This window comes from Streptomyces sp. NPDC031132 (assembly GCF_055570595.1).
The window spans coordinates 187,818-205,752 of the sequence record NZ_JBVIGX010000010.1 but is presented as its reverse complement, the minus strand read 5'-3'; the positions used below and the strand labels follow the sequence as shown (position 1 = coordinate 205,752).

The 17,935-nt window shown below is 73.4% G+C and carries 17 protein-coding genes; 7 read left to right on the top strand and 10 right to left on the bottom strand.

Annotation, left to right across the window (positions count from 1 at the left end; genetic code table 11):
- The first annotated feature begins 688 nt into the window (after positions 1-688).
- Positions 689-1,150 (top strand): nucleotidyltransferase domain-containing protein, encoded by a 462-nt coding sequence (locus ACZ49B_RS17955; protein WP_468306608.1) that lies wholly within the window; start codon positions 689-691, stop codon positions 1,148-1,150.
- Positions 1,151-1,480: 330 nt separating this feature from the next.
- On the opposite strand, the gene ACZ49B_RS17950 is transcribed toward ACZ49B_RS17955, so the two are convergent.
- The gene (locus ACZ49B_RS17950) at positions 1,481-1,966 is read right to left on the bottom strand and encodes a ribonuclease FAU-1 family protein (protein ID WP_468306606.1); all 486 of its coding nucleotides are present in this window, start codon (positions 1,964-1,966) and stop codon (positions 1,481-1,483) included.
- Entirely contained in the window at positions 1,963-2,913 is a 951-nt protein-coding gene (locus tag ACZ49B_RS17945) for a GNAT family N-acetyltransferase (protein WP_468306603.1), read from the bottom strand. Before ACZ49B_RS17945 ends, ACZ49B_RS17950 begins: the two co-directional genes overlap by 4 nt.
- Positions 2,914-2,985: 72 nt before the next feature.
- Here ACZ49B_RS17945 and ACZ49B_RS17940 point away from each other — a divergent pair, with 72 nt between their 5' ends.
- Positions 2,986-3,372, top strand: a complete 387-nt coding sequence (locus tag ACZ49B_RS17940) for a GntR family transcriptional regulator (RefSeq protein WP_468306600.1) — start codon at positions 2,986-2,988, stop codon at positions 3,370-3,372.
- A gap of 38 nt (positions 3,373-3,410) precedes the next feature.
- On the opposite strand, the gene ACZ49B_RS17935 is transcribed toward ACZ49B_RS17940, so the two are convergent.
- Complete coding sequence (locus ACZ49B_RS17935) at positions 3,411-4,511, bottom strand: DUF5925 domain-containing protein (protein ID WP_468306597.1); 1,101 nt, start codon at positions 4,509-4,511, stop codon at positions 3,411-3,413.
- 206 nt (positions 4,512-4,717) lie between these two features.
- Between ACZ49B_RS17935 and ACZ49B_RS17930 the strand changes: the two genes are divergently transcribed.
- On the top strand, positions 4,718-5,521 hold the full coding sequence (locus ACZ49B_RS17930) for an SGNH/GDSL hydrolase family protein (RefSeq protein ID WP_468306755.1): 804 nt from the start codon (positions 4,718-4,720) through the stop codon (positions 5,519-5,521).
- A gap of 9 nt (positions 5,522-5,530) precedes the next feature.
- Here ACZ49B_RS17930 and ACZ49B_RS17925 read toward each other — a convergent pair whose 3' ends face one another.
- Positions 5,531-7,213, bottom strand: coding sequence for a serine/threonine-protein kinase (locus tag ACZ49B_RS17925; protein WP_468306753.1), 1,683 nt, complete (start codon positions 7,211-7,213; stop codon positions 5,531-5,533).
- 366 nt (positions 7,214-7,579) lie between these two features.
- Between ACZ49B_RS17925 and ACZ49B_RS17920 the strand changes: the two genes are divergently transcribed.
- Positions 7,580-7,849 carry a hypothetical protein gene (locus tag ACZ49B_RS17920; RefSeq protein WP_030723188.1) on the top strand — a complete coding sequence of 90 codons (270 nt, stop codon included), beginning with the start codon at positions 7,580-7,582 and terminating at the stop codon, positions 7,847-7,849.
- Between the two features lie 38 nt (positions 7,850-7,887).
- Here the strand turns inward: ACZ49B_RS17920 and ACZ49B_RS17915 are convergent, their stop codons facing one another.
- The 3 genes from ACZ49B_RS17915 to ACZ49B_RS17905 form a co-directional block, all read right to left on the bottom strand.
- Positions 7,888-9,069, bottom strand: coding sequence for a CaiB/BaiF CoA transferase family protein (locus tag ACZ49B_RS17915; protein WP_468306751.1), 1,182 nt, complete (start codon positions 9,067-9,069; stop codon positions 7,888-7,890).
- A gap of 166 nt (positions 9,070-9,235) precedes the next feature.
- Positions 9,236-10,024: an ABC transporter permease gene (locus ACZ49B_RS17910; protein ID WP_468306594.1), complete on the bottom strand. Its 789-nt coding sequence runs from the start codon at positions 10,022-10,024 to the stop codon at positions 9,236-9,238.
- Positions 10,021-11,010, bottom strand: coding sequence for an ATP-binding cassette domain-containing protein (locus ACZ49B_RS17905; protein ID WP_468306591.1), 990 nt, complete (start codon positions 11,008-11,010; stop codon positions 10,021-10,023). The genes ACZ49B_RS17910 and ACZ49B_RS17905 overlap by 4 nt, the downstream gene beginning before the upstream one ends.
- Positions 11,011-11,073: 63 nt before the next feature.
- On the opposite strand from ACZ49B_RS17905, the gene ACZ49B_RS17900 reads away from it, so the two are divergent.
- Positions 11,074-11,808 (top strand): TetR/AcrR family transcriptional regulator, encoded by a 735-nt coding sequence (locus ACZ49B_RS17900; protein WP_468306589.1) that lies wholly within the window; start codon positions 11,074-11,076, stop codon positions 11,806-11,808.
- 71 nt (positions 11,809-11,879) lie between these two features.
- Here ACZ49B_RS17900 and ACZ49B_RS17895 read toward each other — a convergent pair whose 3' ends face one another.
- A complete protein-coding gene (locus ACZ49B_RS17895; protein ID WP_468306748.1) occupies positions 11,880-13,007 on the bottom strand; it encodes a type ISP restriction/modification enzyme in 1,128 nt (375 codons plus the stop codon).
- Between the two features lie 168 nt (positions 13,008-13,175).
- Here ACZ49B_RS17895 and ACZ49B_RS17890 point away from each other — a divergent pair, with 168 nt between their 5' ends.
- The gene (locus ACZ49B_RS17890; protein WP_468306586.1) at positions 13,176-13,340 is read left to right on the top strand and encodes a hypothetical protein; all 165 of its coding nucleotides are present in this window, start codon (positions 13,176-13,178) and stop codon (positions 13,338-13,340) included.
- A gap of 30 nt (positions 13,341-13,370) precedes the next feature.
- On the opposite strand, the gene ACZ49B_RS17885 is transcribed toward ACZ49B_RS17890, so the two are convergent.
- A complete protein-coding gene (locus ACZ49B_RS17885) occupies positions 13,371-14,120 on the bottom strand; it encodes a GntR family transcriptional regulator (RefSeq protein WP_468306583.1) in 750 nt (249 codons plus the stop codon).
- Positions 14,121-14,163: 43 nt separating this feature from the next.
- Positions 14,164-15,486, bottom strand: a complete 1,323-nt coding sequence (gene hmgA, locus ACZ49B_RS17880) for a homogentisate 1,2-dioxygenase (protein ID WP_468306580.1) — start codon at positions 15,484-15,486, stop codon at positions 14,164-14,166.
- A 138-nt stretch (positions 15,487-15,624) separates the two neighbouring features.
- Here hmgA and ACZ49B_RS17875 point away from each other — a divergent pair, with 138 nt between their 5' ends.
- Complete coding sequence (locus ACZ49B_RS17875; RefSeq protein WP_468306578.1) at positions 15,625-17,757, top strand: right-handed parallel beta-helix repeat-containing protein; 2,133 nt, start codon at positions 15,625-15,627, stop codon at positions 17,755-17,757.
- The last annotated feature ends 178 nt before the right edge of the window (positions 17,758-17,935 follow it).

Below are 17,935 nucleotides of genomic sequence, written 5' to 3'. Positions count from 1 at the left end.
TCCGCCCGGGGCGAATGCACCTGGGGGGCTCCCTGCGCCCGCCCCGTGGTGTGGAGCGTGCGGGTCAGCGACGCCGGCGGCGACAGCTGGTGGGCAGCCTGCGCGGATCACGCCGCCACATCCCCGGTACTTTCGCCCCGCACCACCAACTGAGCAGCAGACGGCTCCGCAGGCCCCGTACGCCTCCCGCGTCTCCGCAGGTCAGGAGCTTGGATGGATTCCGAGCCGCCTCGCGAGTCCGCGAATAGGCCGCGATCCGCGGACAGTCGGCGACAACTGCTTTGTAAGTCGACCTCGTCCCGGCGCGGGCGCTGTACACCCCGCATGCGGGTGCCGTAAGCGTCTGCCGGTTGCCACCGCTGTTTCCCGGGACGCGGTCACGAAGGGCAGCCGCCGCGCCGTCGGACTGCCCTGGCTCCGTCTCCATGGCTCTTCCCCGGCGGCCAACCCGGACGCCCGATCAGCACCACACAGCTGACCCAGCGCCTGAAGCAGCTCGGGATCCGGCCCAACCAGGCCCGCAGCACCGCCCTCTTCCAGCTCGCCACCGAGATCCCCGCCGCGATCCTCGCCCGCACACTCGGCATCCACACCGACGTTGCCGTCGCCTGGCAACGTCTCTCCGCCGGCGACTGGGCCAACTACGCCGCGGAAGTCAGCCACCGCTACTCACCCGAGAGACAACACGATGCACCGTGACGACCAGCCAGCGAGTCAGCAACCTGCGATCTCACCGGAACGGGCTGCCGAAACGAAAGAGATCATCGACCGCGTCACGCGGTGGGCCGCAGGACGCCATGACGTCGTCGGTCTCCTACTTGTCGGATCGTGCGCTCGCAATGCCGCACGGCCTGACTCCGACATCGACCTCGTCCTTCTCACGACTGACGAGTCCCAGTACTCCGACAACGCATGGACCGTCGAGCTCGCCCTCGGCAAACTGATCAGAACTCAGTCGTGGGGACCGATCAGCGAACGACGCTTCGTCACAGCGTCAGGGCTGGAGGTCGAGATCAACATCGGGTCTCCCGACTGGGCACAGACGCACCCGGTGGATCCTGGCACACGCCGAGTCGTCACCGACGGAGCCCGTCCCCTGCACGACCCGGGCACTGTCCTTGCGTCTCTTATCCGGGCCTGCCAATCGTGACGACCCCGGCGGCGAACGGCCAGCTCAAGGGGTATTCGGACAGTTCCAAAACCCGACGTCACCATTAAAGTAGCTGCGGCCGGTGATCGCGGAGGGCGCGGAAGCGATGGACCAGATCTTCTCGCGGGGGACCGCTGAGGCGCCCCCTGGTCGCAGGCGTCGTGATCCACGGCCCGTGGCTCCCGGTTTGGCTTCCTGGAGCCAAACCGGGGCCATTGGGTAACCTTCTGACCTGCATAGACGCTCTTCTCGGACCTCGTCCGAGAGCCTTAGGGCCCGCTTGAGGAACCGCTAAGCGGGCCTACAGAAAGAGGGCCGGAGCAGCCGTTTTCACCTGAGGAGGGCGGTCAGACCGGTCGGCGCGAGGGCCTGGGCGGCCAGGGTGTCGAGGGCGCGGACGGCCTCGGCCGCCGCCTCGGGGTCGGTCTCCGTGAGCCCGCTCGCCGCGAACTCGTCCTCGTCCAGCCGCAGGACCGCGGAGCCGTCCGCCGACACCCACAGGTCCAGGTCCAGGTCCTCGACGAGGATCTCGCCGTCCTGCACCACCGCCGGGCGCGTGACGTCGCAGTACCAGCCCTTGAGGACGCCCTCGCCCGTCCGCACCTCCTTGACCGCGTACCAGCGCGTCCGCCAGAAGTGCTCGGTGAACACGTCGCCCGGTTCGAAGCGCACGAAGCCGAAGTCCCGTACGCCGTCGGCCGCCCAGGGGGCGCGTACGGAGATCCGGTCGCCCGTGTCCGCGACCAGGGCGGCGGGGTAGCGGATCTTGGTGCGGCCCGCCTTGGTGAGGGCGACGGTCAGCCCGGTGCTGCTCATGACTGCTGGGGTCCCTTCAGTTGCTTCGCGTAGCGCGTCTCGGTCGCGCAGATCTCGTATCCGAACCACTTGTTGATGGCGAGCATCGGCTCGTTCCCGGTGTCGTTGCCCGTGAAGGCCTCCGTGCAGCCGGCGGTGCGGGCCCGGTGCAGGGAGTCGGTCTTGGCGAGCTTGGCCAGGCCGCGGCCGCGGAAGGCGCGCAGGGTGCCCGTCATCGCCGAGCCGTAGCGGGTGGCCCCGTCCGTCCGGGCGGCGCAGAACGCGGCCACGACCCCGTCGACCAGGACGACCGTGGTCAGCTCCTTGTCGAGGTCGGGGTGGCGCCAGACGGTGGCGAGCCAGTCCTCGTAGTCGTCCAGCTCCGCCGGCACGTCGCCCGGTTCGTCGCCGGAGGCCTCCGCGTCGGCCTCGTACAGCGGTCGCGGGTCGGCGGCGAAAGCGCTGCCGGGGCGCAGCTCGACCCCCGCGGGCAGCGCGTCCGGGTACGGAGGCAGGGCGGCGGAGGCCAGGTCCAGGCGCAGGAAGTGCGCGGAACGGCTCGGGCGGTATCCGCGCCGCTCGGCGAAAGCACGGGGGGCGGGCTCGTCCAACACCCAGGCGTACGTGCTCGCGGCGCCCTCCGCGGCCAGGTATTCCTCGGCCGTCCGCAGCAGGGCGGTGCCCGCGCCGCCGCCGCGGTGCGCGGGGTCGACGTACGCGTTGACGAACGACAGGCCGGGCTCCGGGCCGTCGTACGCGAGACCGGCCTCGGCGGTGCCGACGATGCGGCCGTCCGCGGTCTCGGCGACGAGGAGGCGATGGCGCTTGGCCGGAGCGGCGGAGGACAGCTCGAAGGCGACGCCGTCGGCGGTGGCGATCAGGAAGGGCAGTGAGGAGCGGCGCACCCGTACAACGGACTCCGCGTCCGAGGGGTCGCCCGGGCGGAGGTCGCGGATCGAAACGGTCATGCCGTCGACCGTAGGTGCGGGCAGGGGGCGGATGCCTCCGAATTTTCCCCGGAGATGGGGGAGAATCGCCGGGTGACCTCGACGAACCTGAAGATCCGGATCGACGGCGCGGCCGGCGCGGCCGCCCCGTACGAGCAGCTGCGCGCCCAGATCTCGGAGGCGGCGCGGGCGGGAGACCTGCCGGTCGGGTACAAGCTGCCCACGGTGCGCGGGCTCGCGGAGGAGCTGGGGCTGGCGGCGAACACGGTCGCGAAGGCCTACCGGGCGCTCGAGGGCGACGGGGTGATCGAGACCCGCGGCCGGAACGGGACCTTCATCGCGGCGGCCGGCGACGGGGCCGCCCGGGAGGCGGCCACCGCCGCGCAGGCCTACGCGGAGCGCGCGAAGCGGCTGGGCCTGACCTTCGACGAGGCCACGTCGGCCGCCCTCGACGCCCTGCGCGCCCGGTACGGAAACTAGCGACACCAAGCCCCCGTACGACCCTGCACGAGGGGGCCCTACAGGTACAGGCCCGCTTCCGAACCGTGCTGGCCCTGCGGCGGCAGCAGCGCCGAGGGGCCCGTGCCCCGGCGCAGCGCGAACAGTTCGGCCAGCGTGGCGCCCTCGCGCGGAACCCCCTCGTCCGTGCCCAGCCAGTCCACCGCCTCGCCGTGCGTCAGGCGGCCCACCTCGATCCGCGCCAGGCAGCGGCCCGGCCGGACCACCGCCGGGTGGAGCCGTTCCAGGTCCTCGTTCGTGGTGACGCCGACCAGCACGTTGCGGCCCTGCCCCAGCAAACCGTCCGTCAGGTTCAGCAGCCGCGACAGTGCCTGGCCGGCCGTGTGCCGGGCCTCGCCGCGGATCAGCTCGTCGCAGTCCTCCAGCAGGAGCAGCCGCCACCGGCCCTTCGCCGTGCCCTCGTCCTCGCCGATCGCGATGTCCATCAGGTAGCCGACGTCGTTGAACAGCCGCTCCGGGTCCAGGACGCAGTCCACCTGGCACCAGTCCCGCCACGACCGGGCCAGCGTCCGCAGCGCCGAGGTCTTGCCCGTCCCCGGCGGGCCGTGCAGCAGGAGCAGCCGCCCCGCGATGTCGTCCGGGGTCACCTTCATCAGCCGGTCCATCGCCCCGGCCACCGGCGCCGTGTAGTTGGGCCGCACCTCCGCCCAGGTCCCGGCCGCGATCTGGCGGGTCGTCCGGTACGGGCCGCGGCGCGGGGAGACGTACCAGAAGCCCATCGTGACGTTCTCCGGCTGCGGTTCTGGCTCGTCCTGCACCCCCTCCGTGGCCTCGCCGAGCACGCTGGAGGCGAGTTCGTCGCTGACCGCCGTCACCGTCACGTCCGCGCCCCGGCTCCAGCGCGAGACGAGCATCGTCCAGCCCTCGCCCTCCGCGAGGGTGGCGCTGCGGTCGGAGTCGCGGGCCGAGCGCAGCACGGTGGCCTCGGGCGGCAGCAGGGTCGCCTCCGCCTTCACCCGCTCGATCGTCACGCTGTGCGAGTACGGCTGCTCGCCGGACGCGAACCGGCCGAGGAACAGCGCGTCCACGACATCAGACGGTGAATCGCTGTCGTCGACGTTGAGCCGGATCGGCAGCGCGTCATGCGGGTTGGCTGGCATGGCGCCCATGATCCGGCACGAAGTGGCCGCGTGCACCCGTGTTTCGCTGGATCGGGTGCCCAAGTTCCCTCTTCAAACGCACCGGTGGTGAAGGTTCGGCTGGCAACTCTGCCCTGAACATTCTTGGCATGGACACTTCCAGCCATCCCCGGCTCCTTGTACCACGGACTCAGGAGTAACCCCCACAAGGAGCCGCACACATGAGCATGAAGATGTCGCGCTTCGCCGCCCTGACCTCCTCCCTGTTACTCGCCGCGGGCGCCGCCCTGTTCGGCGCGGGACAGGCGGCCGCCGCCACGGCCGATTTCGGTTACGTCGCCCTCGGCGACTCGTACTCCTCCGGCGTCGGCGCCGGCAACTACGACAGCGGGAGCGGCAACTGCAAGCGCACCTCCCGCGCCTACCCGGCCCTGTGGGCCGCCGCCCATTCCCCACAGACCTTCTCCTTCACCGCCTGCTCGGGCGCCCGTACGGGTGACGTCCTCTCCGGCCAGCTCGGCCCGCTGAACTCCGGCACCGACCTGGTCAGCATCACCATCGGTGGCAACGACGCCGGATTCTCCGACGTCATGACGACCTGTGTGCTCCAGTCGGAATCCACCTGCATCAACCGCGTCAACCAGGCCAAGGCGTACGTCGACTCCACCCTCCCCGGCCAGCTCGACCAGGTCTACACCGCCATCCACGGCCGGGCGCCCGGCGCGCACGTCGTCGTCCTCGGCTATCCCCGCTTCTACAAGCTGAACGGCACCTGCGCCACCGGACTCACGGAGGGCGAGCGCTCCGCCATCAACGGCGCGTCCGACTACCTGAACGCCGCCATCGCCAAACGCGCCGCCAACCACGGGTTCACCTTCGCCTCGGTCGCCGGCGCCTTCACCGGCCACGAGATCTGCTCCGGCGACGCGTGGCTGCACAGCGTCAACTGGCTCAACATCGGCGAGTCGTACCACCCCACCGCCGCCGGACAGTCCGGCGGCTACCTGCCCGTCCTCACCAACGCCGCCTGACCCGGAGGGCTACGAAGCCGCGGCTTCGGGCTCCGGAGCGGCCTCCGGGTCCGAGGCTTGCGGCTCCGAGGCCTCCGGCTCCGCGGCGTCGGGCGTCGCCGGTCCCGCCGGTACGGGCCCTGCCGACACCGGGGCCGGCGTACCGCTCGGACCGGGGGAGGGGGAGGGCCCGCCCGTCGGGGTCTCCCCCTCCTCGCACGTCACGGAGAAGTCCACCCACTCCGAGGCCGTCGGGTCCGGCCCGCGCACCTCCAGCCGGACCGCGTCGTCGAAGGTCGCGCTCGGGTAGTACGTGAGCTCGGTGTGGTCCAGCTGCCGGCTCCGGGGGCCGTCCGCCGCGTACGTGACGGACTGCCAGCCGGGGCCGGAGGTCACCCCGCTGCGCGTCGCCCAGCGGTACTCCAGCACGGCGGGCGTACGGTCCGCATCGACGGTCGCCGTGAAGGCGGGCGCCTGCTCGGCGGGCGGCGGGCAGGCCCCGCGGTAGTCCGTCCGTACGGCGCGCACCGACACGGCGAAGTGCGGCGCGGGCGTGGCCGACGGCGAAGCGGACGGCGACGGCGACGGCGTGGGGGACGCGGAGGGCGACCCCGATCCGGAGGCGCTCGCGGTCGCCGCGGCCGAGGTGGTCGCAGGCCCCGTCGGGCCGGTGCCGCTCCCGCCCGGCTCCTCGCGCTCCCTGAGCAGCAGCCACCCCAGGGCGACCACCGCCAGCAGCAGCACCACGATCCCGGCGATCAGCACCAGCCCGGCCCGCCCCTCGCGCGGCGCCCCGCGGCCCGCCGGGGCAGCGCCCGGCATAGGAGCGGGCATCGGCACCGGCATCGGCGGGGTGGGCCCCTCGGCCCGTCCCTGCGCGTCCGGTGCGCCGAGCCGTTGGTGCGCCGTGGCCGTCGGCGAGTCCGGACCCGACACCGCCCCGCCGGAGCCCCGCAGGATCCCGCCCGCCCCGATGATCCGCAGCATCCGGGCCGCCTCCGCCGCGGGCAGCCGCTCCGCCGGGTCCTTGCGCAGCAGCCCCTCCAGCACCGGCGTCAGCGGGCCGGCCCGGCGCGGCGGCGGCAGCTCCTCGTCCACCACCGCCCGCAGCGTGGACAACGGGGTGTCCTGCCGGAAGGGTGAGACCCCCTCGACGGCGGAGTACAGCATCACCCCGAGCGACCACAGGTCCGACGCGGGACCCGGATCGCGCCCCAGCGCCCGCTCCGGCGCGAGGAACTCGGGGGAACCCACCACCTCGCCCGTCATCGTGATCGACGACGAGCCCTCCAGGCTGGCGATCCCGAAGTCGCTCAGCACCATCCGTCCGTCGTTGGCGATCAGCACGTTGGAGGGCTTGACGTCCCGGTGCAGCACCCCCGCCTCGTGCGCGGCGCGCAGCGCGGCCAGCACCTGCTCGCCGAGGTGAGCTGCCCGCTGCGGGGTCAGCGGCCCCTCGGCCTCCAGTACGTCGGCCAGCGAGAGCCCGCGCACCAGCTCCATCACGATCCAGGGCCGGCCGTCGTCGGTGGCCACGTCGTAGACCGTGACGACCCCGCGATGCGAGACCCGGGCCGCCGCCCAGGCCTCGCGCTCGAGCCGCCGGTACATCCGCCCGATCTCGGCGCCGTCCAGCCCGGCCGGAGGCCGTACCTCCTTGACGGCCACCTCGCGGCCCAGGACCTCGTCGCGGGCCCGCCACACGATGCCCATGCCGCCCCGGCCCAGCAGGTCGAGCAGCCGGTACCGGCCCGAGATGACACGGCCGGCCGCGGATTCCCCGCCCGCCCCACCGATGTTGTCACTCACGCGAGCCCCCAGGTCTGTCCGTGTGTCGGCGGGCGATCACTCCAAGTTAGCGCAGTGCACGCGTTGCGGCCCCGGTCCGCGCGGGACTCGCGCACGGACCCTTCAAACGGCCTCCTCCCCTGCGGAGAGTGACGGTCGACTCCGCTGAGTAATCGTCAACTCCCCGTCGCCATAGGGGTAATTCACACCACCGGGATACCCGAGCACGACGCAGGGGCGATAGGGTTAACCTGCCCGGGCCGGGTGCCCTCGTACGGGTGGGGAGAGAACATGGAACAGATAGCAATGCGCAGCAGGCCGCCACGCGTGCCTGCCATCACCTGCGGCAGCAGCGCGACCAGCTCGCGCCTCGACCGCCACCTCTCTGTGCTGGGCGGTCCCGCCGTCCCGCACCGCGAGACGGCCGAGGCGACCCTGCTGATGCGCGAACTCACCTCGCGCGACCACACGCACCGCCTGCGGAGCCGGAGCGCGCGCGTCTCGCTCTTCGCGCCGCTGCGCCGTCTGCGTCGCACGCTCTTCGGCAGCCGCCGCTCGTAACAACCGTCCCCGACCCCTTCTGGTTTCGCCCCCCGGCCCTACGCAACCACACCATCCCGGCGCAGTGTCGTGATCTGTGCGCCCGTCATCCCCAGGGCGCGCAGCAGGGCCTCGGTGTGTTCGCCGAGCGCGGGCACCGCACCCATGTGCGGTGCCGCGCCTCCCGGCAGTCCGATCGGCGGCAGCAGTGCCCGCAGCGGACCGGCCGGTGACCCCACCTCCCGCCAGCGGTCCCGTGCCGCCAGCTGCGGATGTCCCGCGAGCTGGGCCACCGAGTTCAGCCGTGCGCAGGCGATGCCCGCCGCTTCCAGCCGCCCGATCGCCTCCTCCGCGCCCAGCCGGCCCAGCGCCTCGGCGACCACGGCGTCGGTCTTCTCCCGGCCCCGGGTGCGTGCAGCGTTCGTCGCGTACGCCGGATCATCGGCCAACTCGGGCCGCTCCAGCACCTGTTCGGCGAGCCGACGCCATTCGCGGTCGTTCTGCACGGACAGCAGCACCCGGTCCCCGTCCGCCGTCGGGTAGGCGTCGTACGGGGCGATGACGGCGTGCGCGAGGCCCGTGCGCACGGGCTGCTCCCCGCCGTGCATCGTGTGGTGCAGCGGATGGCCCATCCACTCGGCCAGCGCGTCGAGCATCGAGACCTCCACCCGGCCCCCGCGCCCGGTGGCCCCGCGGCGCAGCAGGGCCGCCAGGACCCCGGAGAAGGCGTACATGGCCGCAGCGATGTCCGCGGCCGGGATGCCCGCCTTGACGGGCTGCTCCGGGGTGCCGGTCACCGAGACCAGCCCCGCCTCGCACTGCACGAGCATGTCGTAGGCGCGCTTGTGGGCGTACGGGCCCTCGGCCCCGTACCCGGAGATGTCGACGGCGACCAGCCGCGGGTAGCGCGCGCACAGCGCGGCCGAGTCGAGCCCGAGCCGGGCGGCGGCGCCCTGGGCGAGGTTCTGGACGAAGACGTCGGCCCCGTCGAGCAGCCCGTGCAGGACCTCCCGGCCGCGCGGGTCCTTCAGGTCGAGCGCGATCGACTCCTTGCCGCGGTTTGCCCAGACGAAGTGCGAGGCCAGTCCCTGCGCGGCGGTGTCGTAGGCACGCGCGAAGTCGCCGCCGTCGGGCCGCTCGACCTTGATCACCCGGGCGCCGAGGTCGGCGAGCTGGCGGGTGGCGAAGGGGGCCGAGACGGCCTGTTCGACGGCGACGACGGTGACGCCGTCGAGGGGCAGGGGTTCCACGGGGCGGGGTTGCGTGGGACGGGAGTGCGCAGGGCGCTCGGGCGCGGGCGAGTCGGCTGTCATGACAGCCTGCCTACCGGTTGGGACCCCCGGCTGTCACCACACGGGCGGTCGACATCGCACGCTGTGCGTGGTTCGTCCGCCTGTGGCGCCCGTCTCAGTCCCGGCCGCCCGCGAACCTGCGGGTGGCCGGCGGAGCGAAGAGGACCAGCAGGAGCAGGGACCATGCGACGGCCCCCGCGACCGGGTGCGCCGCCGGCCAGGCGGCGCCCGCCGCGGCCTCGCCACCGGCGTTTCCGCACAGGGCGCGCACCGCCGTGGCGACGGCGCTGATCGGGTTCCACTCGGCGACCGTGCGCAGCCACCCGGGCAGTCCGGCGGTCGGCAGGTACGCGCTGGACAGCATCGGCAGGACGAAGGTGGCGCTGCCGAGCTGGCCCGCCGCCTCCTCGCTCCGGCTCAGCAGCCCGAGGTACGTCCCCACCCACGCGGTGGCGAAGCGGAACAGCAGCAGCACGCCGAGCGCCCCCAGCGCGCCCGGGAGTCCGTTCTCGATCCGCCAGCCCATCGCGAGCCCGACCAGCATCACCGGCACCATGGAGGCCGCCGTGGTCAGCAGGTCGGCGGCGGTCTGCCCCAGCGGCACGGCCGCGCGGCTCATCGGCAGGGTGCGGAAACGGTCCGTCACCCCGCGGTGGGCGTCCTGCGCGGCCGTGAACATGCCGGTCATCAGGCCGTTCGCGGCGGTGGCGGCGAGCAGCCCGGGCACCAGGAACTCCCGGTACTCGGAGCCCGGCATGGCGAGCGCGCTGCCGAAGACGTAGCCGAAGAAGAGCAGCATCGTGATCGGCATGGTCTGGGTGAGGATCAGCAGCGCGGGCGCGTGCCGGGCCTTCTGCAGCTGGCGGGTGAGGACGGCGCCGCCGTCCGACAGCAGGGTGCTCATGACGCGTGCTCCGTCTCTGCCGGCTGCGCCGGCTGTGCCGCCTGTGCCAGCGGGCTCCGGGTGAGGCGCAGGAAGACCTCGTCGAGGGTGGGCGGGCGCAGGCTCGCGTCGGTGACCGGGACCCCGGCGTGGTCGAGCGCGCGGATGATCCGGGGCAGGGTGAGCCCTTGGTCCAGGACGGTCGCCCCGGCGGTGAGGCGCTCCCGGTCGAGTACGGGCAGGCCGCCGGTCAGCTGGTCGAGTACGACGGCCGCGCCGGGCAGCGCCTCGGCCGCGGTGACGGTCACCTCGGCGTACGCGCCGATCCGGGACTTGAGTTCGGCCGGGCTGCCCGTGGCGACGGCCCGGCCGCGGTCGACGACCACGATGTCGTCGGCGAGGCGGTCGGCCTCCTCGAGGTACTGGGTGGTGAGCAGGACGGTCGTGCCCTCGTCGGCGAGCGCTCGAACCGCCGTCCAGATGTGCTCGCGGGCCGCCGGATCGAGGCCCGTGGTGGGCTCGTCGAGGAAGAGCACCCGGGGGCGGGTGATGAGCCCGGCCGCCAGGTCGAGGCGGCGGCGCATCCCGCCGGACCAGGTGGAGGCCACCCGGTCCGCGGCCTCGCCCAGGCCGAAGCGCTCCAGCAGCTCGTCGGCGCGGGCCCGCCCGGCCGTCCCGCGCACTCCGGCGAGGCGGGCGAAGAGCCGCAGGTTCTCCCGGCCCGTCAGATCCCCGTCGACCGAGGCGTACTGGCCGGTGACCCCGATGGCGCGGCGGACGGCGGCCGGTTCGCGCGTGACGTCGTGGCCGGCGACGAGGGCGCGGCCGCCGGTGGGCCGGGTCAGCGTGGTGAGGATCCGCACGGCGGTGGTCTTGCCCGCGCCGTTGGGCCCGAGGAGGCCGCAGACCGCGCCCTCCGGCACGGCCAGGTCGAGGCCGCGCAAGGCGTGGACCTCGCCGAAACGCTTCTCCAGAGCTTCACTAAGTACAGCGTACGTAGTTGTCATGCAGTGGACCCTACCTCACTGCGTACGCTGTACGTAACTAGGATGAGGGCGAGGTGATGAGTGATGGCAGCCAGCGGGCGACCCGCCCAACCCGAAGTGATCTGGGCCCGCCCGGGGCGCGCCGGCCGCGGACCCCGGCCCGCGCACACCCGCGAGTCGATCGCGGCCGAGGCCGTGCGGATCGCCGACGCGGAGGGGATCGAGGCCGTCTCCATGCGGCGCGTGGCCGCCGGGATCGGCGCCGGGACGATGTCCCTGTACAACTACGTGCCGCGCAAGGAGGACCTGTACGAGCTGATGGTCGACGCGGTGGGCGGGGAGTACGAGCTGACCCCGCCGACCGGGGACTGGCGGGCCGACCTGCTCGGGCTCGCCCGCCAGGCCCGGGAGCTGATGCACCGCCACCCGTGGCTGCCCCGGCTGCTGTCCCCGGTCTACGGCTTCAGCCCGAACGCCCTGCGCTACCTGGAGCACAGCCTGGCCTGCCTGGTCCCGCTGGAGGCCTCCGGTGCGGAGAAGCTGGAGCTCGTCGCGGCGGTCAACGGCACGGTGGCCACGTTCGTGGCGAGCGAGCTGGCCCTGGCCGAGCGGGCCCGGTCGCTGCCGTGGAGCGAGGCCGCGGAGGAGGGCGTACGGACGGCCTGGCTGGGCTCGAGGCTGGCGACCGGGCAGTACCCGCTGCTGGCGGGCGCGCTGACCGGCGGTCACCCGGTGACGGAGGCGACCTCCGACCTGGGGGCGGTCTTCGACCGCTCGGTGTCCCGGCTCCTGGGGGCCTGGGGGGCGGCGGAGGGCTGACGCGCGGCTCTGCGCGGGGCCGACCCCGGGCCCCCGGGCCCGAGGCAGGCCGCGTGGGCCGGGCGGCTCCGTCAGAGCAGGGCGAACTGGCCGCCCGGGCCCTCCTCGTGGTGGTCCAGGACCGAGGCCGGGCGGCGGGCCCAGCGCGGCGGTGGCAGCACGCCCGCAGCCGCCAGCTCGGCGGCCGGCAGCGGCGGCCCGGGGGTGAACGCGGCCCGCTCCGGGGCCAGATCGGCCAGCAGCGCCAGGGTGGTCACCAGCGCCAGCAGCTCCGAGGTCCAGGCCTGCGGCCACTCGGCCGGTCCGAGCGCGTCCAGCCCGTCGGCCTTCGGGTCCCGGTGGGCCGTCCGGGCGGCGAACCAGGCCTCCAGCACCCGCGTACCGCCCTGCACCTCGTACTCCCAGGCGCCCGGCGGCACGGGGGAGACCGTCCCGGCCCCGAGGCTCAGCGTCTCGGTCTCCGGGTCGTACGCGAGCCCCTCCGGCCAGGCCTGGACCGCGGAGCGGACGTACGGGCGCCGCCCGCCCGGCAGCCGGGGCGGCTCGGCGCCGGGCCCGCCGCGCAGCTGGACGGTGAGCAACCGCTGCCCCAGCTCCAGCCCGGCCCGCCAGCGCCCGGGATCGCCGGTCAGCGGGACCTCGTACCCCCGGGGCCCGGGGCGGCCCGCCGCGAGGATCCAGCACAGCACGTCCTGCGGGGTGACCCGGCCGCCGTAGCGCTCGCCCAGTAGCGACAGCAGGCCCGGCGCGACATTGGGCTCCGCCCCGCCGGGGCGCCGGTGCAGCGGGCGGATCCGGCCCAGGCGACCGGCCGGGAGGTGTGCGGTGACCAGCAGCTCAGGGGTCTCGACGGCGAAGAGCTGGTGCTCGTCCAGGACCCGCCACAGCTCCGGGCGGGCCATGTCGATGAGCCGCTGGTCGGGCAGCAGCCACTGCTCGTCGAAGGGATCGCGCAGCACCCGTACGGGGTCGGGGCAGGGCCCCGGCGCATCGGCGAAACGGGCGGTCGACGGCGAGCGCCGGCCGGGTAGCGCGGCCGCGCCGGTGGTGGGCGTACGGGCCCGGGTCGGGCGGAACAGCCGGTCCCGCTCGGTCCCTTCGGCGCCGGTCACGGCCGCCCAGCGGGCGCGCAGCGCCGCGGGGTCGGGGGCCGCCACCCAGGCCCGGCCCAGGCGCAGGCCGCCCACGGCCCAGGGCATCAGATCGTCCAGCAGCGGTACGTCTTCGCTCACCCGCCAGATGGTAGCGACGGCAGGCGGCCGCCGGGGGTGCGGGCGGGGGCACGACCGCGGCGCGGCCGGGCTGCATCCAGGCCGACGAGCTACGCTCCCTATATACGGATATGTTCCGATGTCGAGGAGGCGGTCATGAGTCAGTACGACGAGTACTCGACTCCGTCGCAGGCCGAGGGCGAGCGGCTCGACGAGGACATGGACGAGAAGGAGAAGATGCAGCACCACCACCCGCAGACGATGCGGACCACGCCCTCGCAGGCGGAGGGCGAGCGCGGCAAGGACGACGAGGAGAAGTAGCCCCTGCGGGTTGGCGGAGCCCGGCAGGGGTCAGGTGGCGTCGACGGTCACCGTGAACGAGAACCGGTCCCCCCGGTACCGGATCCGCGCCACGTCCACGACCCGGCCGTCCTCGTCGTACGTCACGCCCGTGTAGTGCAGGATCGGGCTGAGCAGCGGCACCTGGAGCAGCTCGGCCGTCTCCGGGTCGGCCAGTCGCGCCTCGACCGTGTCCGTGATCCGGCTGATCTTCACGCCCACCACGTCACGCAGCACCTTGGTCATCGGCCAGCGCGCCAGATCGGCCAGGTCCACCGCCTCGGCGACCTCCGGGCGGACCGCGTTCTCCACCCAGTTGGTCGGCTCGCCGCTCTCGCCGTCGTGGCGCAGCCGGCGGTACGTGACCACCTCGGCGGTGTCCGGGAAGTGCTCCAGCAGCTCCCCGGACACCGCCGTCCGCTCTTGGCCGAGGATCGTCGTACGGTCGCCCGACTGCTGCGCCACGATCGCGTCGACCGAACCCAGCAGCCGCACCGGCGCCCCGCGCCGCGCACCCGGCTCGATGAACGTGCCGCGCCGCCGGTGCCGGCTGATCAGCCCCTCGCCCTCCAGCTCCTTGAGCGCCTGGCGCATGGTCAGCACGCTCACCCCGTAGTGCTCGGCGAGCTGCTCCTCGGTGGGCAGGCGCAGCGAGGCGTCCGGGGTGCGCCCCAGTATCGAGGCGCGCAGCGACTGTGACACCTGGTACCAGAGCGGCAGCTTCCGGTTGAGTACCAGCGAGTCGGGGGCGAAGGCGGTCACGGGTGGTTCTCCGTACGGACGGGGCGTGGGGCGCTTAGCGATACTAGGCGCGGAAGTGGCGCTGGAGCCCCTGCCAGACGTCGTCGTATCCGCGCTGGAGGTGATCGGCGCCGGCCGCCTGGGTGGTGGCGGTGATCGGCCAGCGGGTCTCGAACATGAAGGCCAGACCGTCGTCGATCTTCTGCGGCTTCAGCTCGGCGGCGCTCGCCTTGTCGAAGGTCTCCCGGTCCGGTCCGTGCGCGGACATCATGTTGTGCAGCGAGCCGCCGCCGGGGACGAAGCCTTCTGCCTTGGCGTCGTAGGCGCCCTCGATCAGGCCCATGTACTCGCTCATGACGTTCCGGTGGAAGTACGGCGGGCGGAAGGTGTCCTCGCCGACCAGCCAGCGCGGGGCGAAGACGACGAAGTCCACGCCCGCCAGCCCCGGGGTGTCGGAGGGCGAGGTCAGCACGGTGAAGATCGACGGGTCGGGGTGGTCGTAGCTGATGGAGCCCAGGACGTTGAAGCGGCGCAGGTCGTACACGTACGGGGTGTGCGTGCCGTACCAGGCGACCACGTCGAGCGGGGAGTGGTCGTAGGTGGCGGCCCAGAGGTTGCCGCAGAACTTGTTGACCACCTCGGTCGGGCGCTCGCTGTCCTCGTACGCGGCGACCGGGGCCCGGAAGTCGCGTGCGGCGGCGAGGCCGTTGGCGCCGATCGGGCCCAGGTCCGGCAGCTCGAACGGGCGGCCGTAGTTCTCGCAGACGTACCCGCGGGCGTCGTCGTCCAGGAGCTCGACGCGGAAGCGCACGCCGCGCGGGATCAGGGCGACCTCACCGGGGCCGGCGCTGAGCAGGCCGAGCTCGGTGCGCAGCAGCAGGCCGCCGCGCTCGGGGACGATCAGCAGCTCGCCGTCGGAGTCGCTGAAGACCCGGTCGGTCATGGAGGCGTTGGCGGAGTACAGGTGGATGGCCATGCCGGTGCGCTGGGTGGCGTCGCCGTTGCCGCCGAGGGTCCACAGGCCCGCCAGGAAGTCGGTGCCGGGCGCCGGGTCGGGGAGCGGGTTCCAGCGGAGCCGGTTGGGGTCCGCCGGGGCCTCGGTGAAGGGCGCGGAGCGCAGGGCGCCGTTGTCGATCCGGGCGAAGGGCGGGTGGGCCGCCGAGGGGCGGATCCGGTAGAGCCAGGAGCGGCGGTTGTGGCCCCGTGGCTCGGTGAAGGCGCTGCCGCTGAGCTGCTCCGCGTACAGGCCGAGGGGGGCGCGCTGGGGCGAGTTGCGGCCGGGCGGCAGGGCGCCGGGGACGGCCTCCGAGCTGTGCTCGTTGCCGAAGCCGGTGAGGTACTCCAGTGCCTCCGCCGTCTTCCTGGCCTGCTCGGCCTGCTCGCTCATGGGTGCTCCCGCTCTGTGGCAGTCGAAGGAATCCTATGGTCGACAGTAGGATTCCGTGGCCCGCGCGTCAATGGCCCGCTGCGATTCGCGAGGTCGCAGGGGATCCAAAAAGATGAACATTGCTCTACTCTCACGCGCATGTCGTGGACCCGCAGGTTCCCTGCCGTGCCGGCGGCGCTCCTCGCCGCCCTCCTCGCTCTCCTGTCCCTCCTCGCCGCCGCGCCCGCCGCCAGCGCGCACGAGGAGCGCCCCGTGACCCTCCCGGACGGCTCCGGATCCGTGCCGCAGTACCGGAAGGCCGAGCCCGACCTGCTGGTCTGCAAGACCGACCGGGCCGCCTTCGAACGCCGGACGTCCGCCTTCCCCGAGGAGCTGAAGCAGCGCAACCTCGCCCTGTACGAGCGGTGCGAGAAGAGCGGCTACCGGCACCTCCAGGAAGCCGTCGACGCCGTGGACCGGCCCGGCATGAACATCGCGATCCTCCCCGGCCTGTACGAGGAGGAGCCCTCGCTTCCGAAACCCACGGGGGAGTGCGCCGCGCTCAAGGCTCCCAACTCCTCGCTCGGCTACCAGATCCTGACGTACGAGCAGCAGGTGCAGTGCCGGCACAACCAGAACCTCGTCGCGATCCTCGGCAAGACGGACCTGCAGATCGAAGGCACGGGCGCGTCACGCCTCGACGTCGTCATCGACGCCAAGTACCAGAAGCTCAACGCCATCCGCGCCGACAAGTCGAACGGCATCTACTTCCGCAACTTCACCGCGCAGCGCACCACGTTCAACTCGCTGTACGTGCTGGCGGGCGACGGGTTCGTCATCGACGACGTACTGACCCGGTGGAACGACGAGTACGGCTTCCTGACCTTCGCCAGCGACCACGGGCTCTACAAGAACTGCGAGTCGTACGGCAACGGCGACTCCGGCATCTACCCGGGCAGCGCCTCGAACATCAACGACGGGCGCGGCTACGACGTCCCGCGCTACTCCATCGAGATCACCGGCTGCCACAGCCATCACAACATGGTCGGCTACTCCGGCACGGCGGGCGACTCCGTCTGGGTCCATGACAACGAGTTCGACCAGAACATGGGCGGCGCCTCGATGGACAGCGCCTTCCCCGGGCACCCCGGACTCCCGCAGAACCACGCCAAGTTCGAGCGGAACCTGATCCACGACAACAACGCCGACTACTACGGGTACGTCGCCGACGGCACCTGCGCCAAGCCGCCGATCGAGCGGGGCTACGAGCAGGGGGTGGTCTGCCCGCAGATCTCCATGCCGCCGGGCACCGGCATCATCACCGCCGGCGGCAACTGGAACGTCTACGAGAACAACTGGGTGTACGGGCACCGGCGCGCGGCCTTCTTCCTCTCGGCCGTCCCGGCGTTCATCCGCGGCGAGGAGGAGTGGTCGAAGCAGGCGGACACCTCCCACCACAACCGCTACGCCGCCAACATCCTCGGCAAGGACAAGGCGGGGGCGTCCCGCCCCAACGGCATGGACGTGTGGTGGGACGGCCAGGGCCGCGCGAACTGCTGGCAGTCCGGACCCGACGGCTCCACCCCGGGCACGCTCCCGCACTGCGGCGACCGCCGCGGCGAAGTGTCGGGCGCCTCGGCCCGCCTGGTCGGCGAACCGGTGAAACTCGCCCAGCTGCTGGTCTGCGCCGACTACAGCGTGCAGGCGCGCAAGCTCCCGGCCGGCTGCGACTGGTACGGGGCGCGCGGCCTGGAGCGGGTGGAGACCCAGATCGCGCTGGCCGTGGCGGCGGTGCTGCTGCTCGTGGGCGGGGTGCTGTGGTGGCGCCGCCTGCGCGGGTCCCGCCTGGGCACGGCGGCCTCGCTGCTCGGCTTGGCCGGGCTGGCCCTGGACGTCGCCGGCTCCACGATGCCGCTCGTGGGCACCTTCGTACCGGCCCTGGCCCTGCTCCTGCTGGGCCTGTGGTGGACGGGCGCGGGCATCGCGCTGCGCCCCGGCCGCCCCTGGCTGGCGCGGCTGACCCTGCTGCTGGCGACCCTCACCCTGCTCGACGCCTTCGACAAGGCCGTCCTGATGATCCCCTGGATCCCCCTCGGCCCCTCCTGGCTCCGCGCCCTCCTCACGATCCCCTGGGTCCTCTGGGCCACCATCGCCGCCTCCCGCCCGGACCCCGCCCCGGCCCGCCCCGCGGGCCCCGCCGGCCCGGGCGGCGATCCGGCGGGCGACCGCGCCCCGGTCCCGGCGGGCCCGGAACCGGCCCTCCACACCGAAGCCTCCCCGGACGCGGCATGACGGCCCCAGGCCCAGGCCCAGGCTCCGTGCACCGAGCCCGTTGCGGCCGCGGCCCAGGCCCAGACGTCGGCCCCGGCCCAGGCCCCGGCCCCGGCCCCGGCCCAGGTGCCGGCCCCGGCCCAGGTGCCGGCCCCGGCCCAGACGTCGGCCCCGGCCCCGGCCCAGGCCCCGGCCCCGG